This is a genomic window from Xanthovirga aplysinae (assembly GCF_009711365.1).
Taxonomy (GTDB): domain Bacteria; phylum Bacteroidota; class Bacteroidia; order Cytophagales; family Cyclobacteriaceae; genus Xanthovirga; species Xanthovirga aplysinae.
Genome location: NZ_SMMB01000203.1, coordinates 1 through 676, shown reverse-complemented (window position 1 = coordinate 676; position 676 = coordinate 1). Strand labels below are relative to the sequence as shown.

At 45.1% G+C, this 676-nt stretch carries 1 protein-coding gene; it reads right to left on the bottom strand.

All coding sequences use genetic code 11. From position 1 onward, the window contains the following. The coding region (locus E1171_RS23260; RefSeq protein WP_187696113.1) for a carboxypeptidase-like regulatory domain-containing protein at window positions 1-676 on the bottom strand (676 nt) is incomplete at both ends.

Genomic DNA, 676 nt, shown 5'->3' with positions numbered 1-676 from the left:
ATCAGGGATGGTAGCCGTAAAAATTTGCTCACTAAGGTCTTGCTGCAAACTGCTAATTGCAATGGAGCCTGGCGAAAAACTGTACCCCTCTTTTTGAGGGTTAATCGTGCCGCTCCAGTTTTCCGGCAGGCTGACTGAATAATTCCCATACCCATCAGTGAATGTATTTTCCGGAAGACCTGATAAGGCTACTTGTCCCAGCGGATATCCTTCCGTATTGACCACCTGTCCAGAAAGGGTGAAGGTAACGGGCTCTGTAGTTGTAAGGGTAGCAGTAAAGTTTTGTCCACTAAGGTCTTGCTGTAGCTTGTTGACATCAATGGAATTAGGTGAAAAACTATATCCTTCTTTTTGAGGACTGATCGTACCACTCCAGTTTTCAGCAAGTCTGACCGAATAATTCCCTTGTGCATCGGTGGATATGTTTCCCAGTAGCCCAGTTAAAGTTACCTGTTCCAGTGGACTTCCTTCAGTATCGACTACCTGTCCGGAAAGGGTGTATGTAACCGGTTCAGTAGTTATCTGAGCGGCTGTAAAATCTTGTCCGGTAAGGTTTTGCTGAATATTGTTTATATCCATGGAAGAAGGAGAAAAACTATACCCTTCTTTTTGAGGGCTTATTGTCCCGCTCCAGCCTTCTTCAAGTCTGACCGAATAATTCCCTTGCCCATCGGTG